The following is an 8,344-nucleotide window of genomic DNA, read 5'->3' as shown; positions in this document are numbered from 1 at the left end:
TAGCTCTTCTCCTTTATATGTAAAATATTTTTTAAGTATATCATACACAAAATCACAGCCTGTGGATAAAGTTTGCAAACAAGCTGTGAAATAACTGTCCACATCTTATGCACAGTTTGTGGATAAGTATTTTGTGAATAAAATTGTCAACAAGTGAAAACAAGTTAATGTTAACAAAAAAAATGAGACATTACAAGAAGTTCTTGAACTTATCCACATTTCTTTTCTTGTGCACACGGAAGCTATCCACATGAGGTTCCTATGTGAAGAAGTTGTAGATAAGGGGTGTGGATAAATATTTTTGAAGAAAATTTGCTGCACATGGAATTTTTCATTTTGGGAAGCGAATGTGGATAACTTCTATAGAGGGATCGAAAGGCTAATCATCCTCTTTTTTAATAAGACATTGACATTTCATACAAGAGGGCTTTATAATAGTCAAGACTGTCTTTGAGAAAAGAGTTACTTTTATTCAGGAGGTGTCACTACATGACATTACGCACATACCAACCAAATACACGTAAACACAGCAAAGTACACGGCTTCAGAGCACGTATGAGCACAAAAAACGGACGTAGAGTAATTGCTGCACGCCGTCGCAAAGGAAGAAAAGTACTATCAGCTTAAGTCCACTGACCGCATCAGTGGTCTTTTTTTCTTTTCTGCCTATTTAAGAAAAGGATTTCAGCGTTTCTGGAGTGTTCATTGCCACTCATTGGACGATCACTCCATCTTTTTCTTAACGAATGGAGCGGAAATGAACCAAAATAAGCAGGTGAAAAGATGAACAAGCAGCAACGGATCAAGAAAAACAAAGAGTTTCAGCAAATTTTTAAAAAAGGGAAGTCTTTTGCGAATCGCCAGTTTATCGTCTATGTCTTAAAAAGTGATCAACCGGAATTTCGCTTAGGCTTATCTGTCAGCAAAAAAGTAGGAAATGCAGTTACAAGAAACCGTATTAAACGTTATATCCGGCAAACTTTCTTGGAATTGAAAGATGATTTAAAGCCGAATACCGATTATGTTATCATCGCCCGGCAACAGGCGGCCGAAATGGATTTTCACGAAAGCAAGAAGAGTTTGGAGCACGTTTTAAAAATTGCGCGCGCTTTAACCAAGAAGTAGAAAGCGTTTGCGTATCGATGTTATTATAGAAGTAATCGAAAATTAGTTTGGGGGAAGAAGGTTGAATAAGCGAATAGTCATGCTTATTTCACTGATTGCAGTTGCATTGCTGCTGGCGGGTTGTACGGAATTTGATCAGCCGATCAGTGGAGATAGCGAAGGATTTTGGAATGAATTTATCGTTTGGCCCTTAGTCTCAATTATTACGTATTTTAAAGGCTTGCTGGGGACTTACGGGCTTGGAATTATTGCTGTTACGATCATTATCCGCTTAGCATTATTGCCGTTGATGGTCAAACAGACAAAAAGTTCAAAACGGATGCAGGAAGTGCAGCCGCAACTGAAAGCTTTACAAGAAAAATACAAATCCAAAGATGCAGTAACCCAACAGAAATACCAAAAAGAAATGATGGCGCTGTTCCAGGAAAAAGGCGTCAACCCAATGGCTGGATGTTTGCCGGTATTGATTCAGATGCCGATTTTAATCGGTTTTTACCACGCAATCAGCCGGATGAACAGTACACCGTCGATCGATCTCGGGACCTTCCTAATATTCCCGCTTGCTGAACCAAGCATTATCTTGGCAGTGATCGCCGGCCTTATGCAATTTGTAGTGCTTCGCACAGGTCCAGCAATGGACAATCCGCAAATGAAAATCATGATGTATTTCATGCCGATCATGATTATCGGATTTGGTATCGTATTGCCATCTGCATTAACGCTTTACTGGGTAATCGGAAATATTATTTCTCTTATCCAAAACATGTTTATTTACCGTCCGTGGGAAAAGAAAGAAGTGCAGCAACCTGTTAAAACGAAAGCAGGAGGGGCTAAAAAGTGAAACAGATCACGCAAACGGGTACAACTGTTGAAAACGCGATCTCAGAAGCATTGAAAAAACTTCAAGCCACACGTGAAGAAGTAAACATCCGCATCATCCAAGAAGAGAAAAAAGGTTTTTTTGGCTTCGGAGCAAAGCCTGCAGAGGTGGAAGTTGAAGTTAAGGAAATAGAGGCTGCTCCAGTTGAAGAGGCAGCATTTGAACAGAAATCTCCAGTAGCCGAACCGGAAGCGATTCTGGAAGAATTGGCAGAAGAAGCGCCTGCGGCAACGAATGAGCGAGCGATTCAAGAAACAAAGGATTATCTTCAAGCGATTGCCAAAGGAATGACGATTGAAGATCTGACCATCACCCATAGCCAAAAAGGCAAACAGATCCGCTTTTATTTAGAAAGCGAGAAAGTGGCCATGCTGATCGGAAAACGAGGGAATACCTTAAATTCGCTTCAGCAGCTTGCCCAGCTTGTCGCCAATAAATACTCCAACCAGTTCATGATGGTGGAATTGGATGCGGAGAATTACCGTGAACGGCGCCAGGAAACGCTTGAGCAGCTGGCAGACCGTATGGCGGATAAAGCAATCCGGACAGGAGGGCGCGTTCAATTCGAACCGATGCCTTCCTATGAACGGAAAGTCATTCACCAAGCATTATCCCGCAGAACAGATATTGATACGTATTCTGAAGGAAAAGATCCAAATCGCTATTTAGTAATTGAACCGCTGCGCTAATAAAAACGGTATGCATAAATATGCATACCGTTTTTTTACGTATTATAGCCATGAAAAAGCTCCACAAATATTATACAAAACGATACAAACCGTTATTGCAGTTATTGGTGGCTGTTCAAGGCTGCAAAGATCTTTGCAAATAAATCATTCCAGCTTAATCGGCCTAAGCTTTACACCTTTCAGATTGAAGCAATTTGTGCTATTGTAATATGTTAGAAAGTCATGTGCATTTACTGGTTGTCCACATGTGGACAACTTTTTTTAAAGCGAGAAAATAATTTCAGTTCAAGATGAACTTGTGGATAGATTTTAAGTTAGTTCATGACAAGCTGCGACGGCTGTTCTGCTTTAGACAAACAATTTAGTTTGACTTCGCAGGGTCCGTTTCTGCTTTTCAATAGAAGGAGGTAATATCATGGAGTTCGATACAATAGCGGCGATCTCTACGCCAAGCGGAGAGGGAGCGATTGCCATCGTCCGTTTAAGCGGACCGGAAGCAATCAGCATCGCAGACAAGCTATTCCAGGCGCCAAGCGGAAAGAAATTGGCTGAACAAATTTCCCATACCATCCATTATGGACATTTAGTGGATCCGTGGACGGAAGAGACAGTAGAGGAAGTCATGCTGTCGTTTATGAAAGCACCGAAAACATTTACACGCGAAGATGTCATTGAGATCAACTGCCACGGCGGCATTGTGTCAGTGAACCGCGTATTGGCTTTGGTTTTACGGGCTGGTGCAAGACTCGCTGAGCCGGGAGAATTTACAAAACGGGCATTCTTAAACGGCCGCATCGATTTATCTCAAGCAGAAGCCGTGATGGATTTGATCCGTGCGAAGACGGACCGGGCTATGGATGTGGCACTTAACCAAATGGAAGGGCGTCTGTCGAAGCTGATCGGTACTTTGCGCCAAGCATTGCTTGAATCGATTGCCCAAATGGAAGTGAATATCGATTATCCGGAATATGACGACGTGGAGGAAATGACGCGTCCGATCATGCTTGAAAAGTCGATGTGGGTGCGCAGTGAAATTGACAAGCTGCTTCAGACTTCTTCTCAAGGGAAAATTCTGCGTGAAGGTTTGTCTACGGTGATTATCGGAAGGCCGAATGTCGGGAAATCTTCCTTACTCAACAGTTTGGTCCAGGAAAATAAAGCGATCGTCACTGAAATAGCGGGAACTACCCGTGATATAATAGAGGAATACGTGAATGTCCGCGGAGTGCCGCTTCGCCTCGTGGATACTGCAGGAATTCGGGAAACAGAAGATATCGTCGAACGGATTGGCGTTGAGCGCTCTCGAAAAGTTCTCAAAGAAGCGGATTTGATCCTTTATGTGTTAAATTATTCTGAGCTGCTAACAGCAGAAGACGAACTATTATTCGAAGCGGTCAAAGATATGAATTATATCGTCGTGATCAATAAAACCGATTTGCCGCAGAAAATTGACTTGGGAAAAGTCCAAGCTTTAGCCGGCAGCCGGTTGTTGGTCACCACTTCGTTAATTGAAGAAGAAGGCATTGACCAATTGGAAGAAGCAATTGCCGATTTGTTCTTTGAAGGGGAAATTGAGGCAGGGGATATGACTTATGTATCGAACGCCCGCCACATTTCGCTGCTCCACCAAGCGCATCAGACCATCTCAGACGCCATTGAAGCGGCTGAAATGGAAGTGCCGGTGGATATGATTCAGATAGACGTCACTCGAACTTGGGAAATACTTGGGGAAATCATCGGCGATACGGCAGATGACGGACTCCTCAACCAATTATTCTCGCAGTTCTGTTTAGGGAAATAAAACTCGAAGGGAATGAACGAACATGCCACAATACGAAGCAGGCACGTTCGATGTCATCGTCGTAGGAGCAGGGCATGCAGGAGCTGAAGCTGCACTTGCTTCTGCCCGCATGGGTGCAAAAACACTTGTGTTGACGATGAATCTGGATATGATCGCGTTCATGCCATGCAATCCGTCAATCGGCGGACCGGCAAAAGGCATCGTGGTACGCGAAATCGACGCACTTGGCGGGGCCATGGGACGCGTCATCGATAAAACACATATACAAATGAGAATGCTGAATACAGCTAAAGGGCCAGCTGTCCGCGCACTTCGCGCACAAGCTGATAAAGTGCTTTACCAACAGGAAATGAAGCGCCTAATGGAAGAAGAAAAGAATTTGACGCTCCATCAAGGAATTGCTGAAAAACTGTTAGTGGAAGACGGAAAAGTCCAAGGATTGATTACGCAAGTTGGCGGAATTTACCGTGCAAACTCAGTTGTCATCACTACTGGAACGTTCTTGCGCGGAGAAATTATCATTGGCGATCTTCGCTATTCAAGCGGACCGAATAACCAGCAGCCATCGATCAAATTGGCCGAAAACCTGGAAGAACTCGGTTTTGAAACTGTGCGTTTCAAAACAGGTACGCCTCCACGGATCAACAGCAATTCGATCGATTACAGCCAAACTGAAATCCAGCCAGGCGACGACGTGCCGCGGGCATTCAGCTACGAAACTACAGAATTTATCATGGACCAGCTTCCATGCTGGCTAACCTATACAAATGAAAAAACGCATCAGATCATCGATGCCAACCTTCATTTGTCCCCGATGTATTCAGGGATGATCAAAGGGACAGGCCCGCGCTACTGCCCATCCATCGAAGATAAAGTGGTGCGTTTCAATGACAAACCGCGCCATCAGATTTTCTTGGAGCCAGAAGGCCGAAATACGCGTGAAGTTTACGTACAAGGGCTTTCAACCAGTTTGCCTGAACATGTCCAAAGACAATTGCTCGAATCGATTCCAGGGCTTGAAAAAGCGGAAATGATGCGTGCCGGATACGCCATCGAATATGATGCCATCGTACCGACGCAATTATGGCCGACACTCGAGTCGAAACAAATCGAAAACCTTTACACAGCTGGCCAGATCAACGGAACTTCCGGCTACGAAGAAGCAGCCGGCCAAGGTCTTATGGCAGGCATCAATGCAGCTGCGAAAGTGCTGGGCAAAGAAGAAGTGATTTTGAGCCGTTCTGATGCTTATATCGGTGTATTGATCGATGATTTGGTGACTAAAGGAACTAACGAACCTTATCGTTTATTGACTTCACGGGCAGAATACCGCTTATTGCTGCGCCATGACAATGCAGATATGCGTTTAACGGAATTAGGGCATCAAATCGGTATGGTCTCAGATGAACGCTATGCGAAATTCCTAGCGAAAAAAGAGCGCATCGAAGAAGAAATCAAACGCTTGAGAAACGTCATGATCAAGCCGAACGAAGCAACGCAGCAAATGATCCGCGACGCTGGCGGCAGTGAGTTGAAAGACGGCATCCGTGGGGCAGATCTATTAAAACGCCCGGAAATGGACTATGACATGATTCAGCGATTGACGGCATCAGAAATAGAATTGGAAGATGAAGTGAAAGAACAAGTCGAAATCCAGGTTAAATACGAAGGATATATCGAAAAATCACTTCAGCAAGTGGCGAAGCTTAAAAAAATGGAAGATAAAAAAATACCAGAAAACATCGATTATCACTCGATTTCTGGAATTGCAACAGAAGCACGCATGAAATTATCGGAAGTGCGTCCGCTTTCTATTGCGCAAGCTTCCCGAATTTCAGGTGTAAACCCTGCTGACATTTCCATTCTTTTGGTGTATATTGAACAAGGTAGAATCGCAAAAGTATCCGTTTAAACAGGATAAACATAAATGGGCTGGCGCTGACCAGCCCATTTTTACATAGGAGAAACTAAATAGGCTTTATAGCCGCACATAACCCAAAAGACATTGCATAAAAAAAGAGGGAGGAAGAAAAAATGAACGAACAGCAATTTAAAGAGGCCCTCAGTGAAAAAGGGATCCAGTTAACGGATACCCAATTGCAGCAGTTTCGTGTGTATTTCGAAGAACTTGTTGAGTGGAATGAAAAAATGAATTTAACGGCAATCACGGATCAGCCGGATGTCTATTTAAAGCATTTCTACGATTCGATTACGGCAGCTTTTTATTTGGACTTCAGCAAACCGTTAAAAGTTTGTGATGTCGGGGCAGGCGCTGGCTTCCCAAGCATTCCTCTGAAGATCTGCTTCCCTGAAATCAACGTGACGATTGTGGATTCACTTAACAAACGCATTCAATTCCTCACGCATCTAAGCGAAAAACTAAATCTGTCAGGTGTAGAATTTGTGCATGCGAGAGCAGAAGACTTTGGCCAATCTGCTCAACGCGAAAGCTTTGACCTTGTGACAGCACGAGCAGTAGCCCGTTTGTCGGTACTCGCAGAGTTATGCGTTCCTCTTGTTAAAAAAGGCGGGGTGTTTGCCGCGATGAAAGCAGCGTCGGCTCCGGATGAACTAAACGATGCAGAAAACGCTTTACAAAAATTGGGAGTAAAAATTGAAGATGTCCATTCCTTCAAACTGCCAGTAGAAGAAAGCGACCGCTATATTCAAGTGTTTAAAAAGTTCAAAGATACTCCGAAAAAGTATCCGAGAAAAGCAGGCATGCCAAATAAATCCCCAATCAGCTAAATTGATTCTGATGTTTCACGTGGAACATTCATCAATAAAGGTATTTTTGTATCGTGCAGCGAATAATGAACAAGTGAGCTTTTAAAAGGTGGTGCTTGAGGATGAAGAGTCCTTTTTCCCGTTTCTTCGGAGGTGGAGATAAAGAAGAACCGGTGAAGGCAGCAAATGAAGCGACAGAGAATGTCGTGAAATTGCCGATTGAAAAAATAAGCGCAAATAAATTTCAGCCTCGAACGGTTTTTGACCAAGAAAAGATCGAAGAACTGGCAAAAACGATTCATATACATGGTGTGATCCAACCGATTGTCGTTCGCACAACAGGCGACGATGGCCATTATGAAATCATCGCTGGAGAGCGTCGCTTCCGTGCAATGAGTTCACTCGGATGGGAAGAAGTTCCGGCTATTGTCCGTGATTTGAGCGATAAAGAAACCGCTTCGATCGCTTTGATTGAAAATTTGCAGCGGGAAGAACTTACGGCGATTGAAGAAGCGAATGCGTATCAGAACCTTTTGGGGATACACGGCATTACACAAGAAGCATTGGCACAGCGGCTTGGTAAAGGGCAATCGACGGTAGCGAATAAGCTGCGTCTGTTGAAACTTCCGACTGAAATCCAGGAAGCCTTGCTGAACCGATTAGTGACGGAGCGGCATGCACGGGCTTTATTGAAGATAAAAGATCCTGAACTTCAGCAAAAACTATTTAATGAAACCCTTGAACTGGGGCTTAATGTTAGCCAGTTGGAAGCGAAAGTGGCAAAGCTGTTGTCCGATGAACCGAAAAAGCCGAAACAGCGGAGAAAAACGGTGAGCCGGGATGTCCGCATTGCGATGAACACGATCAAAGAATCGCTGAACATGGTGACGAAGACGGGAATCGAATTGACAACAGAAGAAGAAGACCACGACGATTATTATCAAATCACTGTAAAAATACCAAAGAAAAAAACGTAAAAAGCTCTTTCTGCTTACAGAAAGGGCTTTTTTAATAGGAATGTAATCATAAAAAGTACAAAGGTTTGCTACAATAGATAAAGAACTATCATTATTTCTAGGTTTCTAATGGTATTAAGCGTGTTCCCGCAGTAAAATGGAAGAA

8 protein-coding genes are annotated in these 8,344 nt (G+C 43.5%); all 8 read left to right on the top strand.

The genetic code is table 11. The features are described 5' to 3' along the window. Positions 1 to 489 precede the first annotated feature (489 nt). The 8 genes from rpmH (at position 490) to noc (ending at position 8,199) form a co-directional block, all read left to right on the top strand. Positions 490 to 627 carry a 50S ribosomal protein L34 gene (rpmH, locus tag AC2EXB_RS19135; RefSeq protein WP_006830546.1) on the top strand — a complete coding sequence of 46 codons (138 nt, stop codon included), beginning with the start codon at positions 490 to 492 and terminating at the stop codon, positions 625 to 627. Between the two features lie 156 nt (positions 628 to 783). Continuing rightward, the gene (gene rnpA / locus AC2EXB_RS19130; protein ID WP_235197739.1) at positions 784 to 1,125 is read left to right on the top strand and encodes a ribonuclease P protein component; all 342 of its coding nucleotides are present in this window, start codon (positions 784 to 786) and stop codon (positions 1,123 to 1,125) included. 61 nt (positions 1,126 to 1,186) lie between these two features. Beyond that, positions 1,187 to 1,966: a membrane protein insertase YidC gene (gene yidC, locus AC2EXB_RS19125; protein ID WP_251476994.1), complete on the top strand. Its 780-nt coding sequence runs from the start codon at positions 1,187 to 1,189 to the stop codon at positions 1,964 to 1,966. Next, positions 1,963 to 2,694, top strand: coding sequence for an RNA-binding cell elongation regulator Jag/EloR (gene jag, locus AC2EXB_RS19120; protein WP_251476993.1), 732 nt, complete (start codon positions 1,963 to 1,965; stop codon positions 2,692 to 2,694). The genes yidC and jag overlap by 4 nt, the downstream gene beginning before the upstream one ends. A gap of 415 nt (positions 2,695 to 3,109) precedes the next feature. Further along, complete coding sequence (mnmE, locus tag AC2EXB_RS19115; protein WP_483602886.1) at positions 3,110 to 4,495, top strand: tRNA uridine-5-carboxymethylaminomethyl(34) synthesis GTPase MnmE; 1,386 nt, start codon at positions 3,110 to 3,112, stop codon at positions 4,493 to 4,495. Between the two features lie 22 nt (positions 4,496 to 4,517). Further along, positions 4,518 to 6,407: a tRNA uridine-5-carboxymethylaminomethyl(34) synthesis enzyme MnmG gene (gene mnmG, locus AC2EXB_RS19110; RefSeq protein ID WP_235197735.1), complete on the top strand. Its 1,890-nt coding sequence runs from the start codon at positions 4,518 to 4,520 to the stop codon at positions 6,405 to 6,407. Between the two features lie 122 nt (positions 6,408 to 6,529). Continuing rightward, positions 6,530 to 7,243, top strand: coding sequence for a 16S rRNA (guanine(527)-N(7))-methyltransferase RsmG (rsmG, locus tag AC2EXB_RS19105; RefSeq protein WP_235197734.1), 714 nt, complete (start codon positions 6,530 to 6,532; stop codon positions 7,241 to 7,243). A gap of 101 nt (positions 7,244 to 7,344) precedes the next feature. Then, positions 7,345 to 8,199: a nucleoid occlusion protein gene (noc, locus tag AC2EXB_RS19100; protein WP_483602884.1), complete on the top strand. Its 855-nt coding sequence runs from the start codon at positions 7,345 to 7,347 to the stop codon at positions 8,197 to 8,199. Positions 8,200 to 8,344: the final 145 nt, after the last annotated feature.

This window comes from Planococcus alkaliphilus (assembly GCF_057031095.1).
Note: the sequence above shows the minus strand (reverse complement) of the source record. Positions and strands in the feature narration are given on the sequence as shown.

Excerpts from the sequence above, each read along its gene's own strand:
- rpmH (WP_006830546.1), top strand. The coding sequence starts at position 490 with ATGACATTACGCACATACCAACCAAATACACGTAAACACAGCAAAGTA.
- rnpA (WP_235197739.1), top strand. The coding sequence starts at position 784 with ATGAACAAGCAGCAACGGATCAAGAAAAACAAAGAGTTTCAGCAAATT.
- mnmE (WP_483602886.1), top strand. The coding sequence starts at position 3,110 with ATGGAGTTCGATACAATAGCGGCGATCTCTACGCCAAGCGGAGAGGGA.
- mnmG (WP_235197735.1), top strand. The coding sequence starts at position 4,518 with ATGCCACAATACGAAGCAGGCACGTTCGATGTCATCGTCGTAGGAGCA.
- rsmG (WP_235197734.1), top strand. The coding sequence starts at position 6,530 with ATGAACGAACAGCAATTTAAAGAGGCCCTCAGTGAAAAAGGGATCCAG.
- noc (WP_483602884.1), top strand. The coding sequence starts at position 7,345 with ATGAAGAGTCCTTTTTCCCGTTTCTTCGGAGGTGGAGATAAAGAAGAA.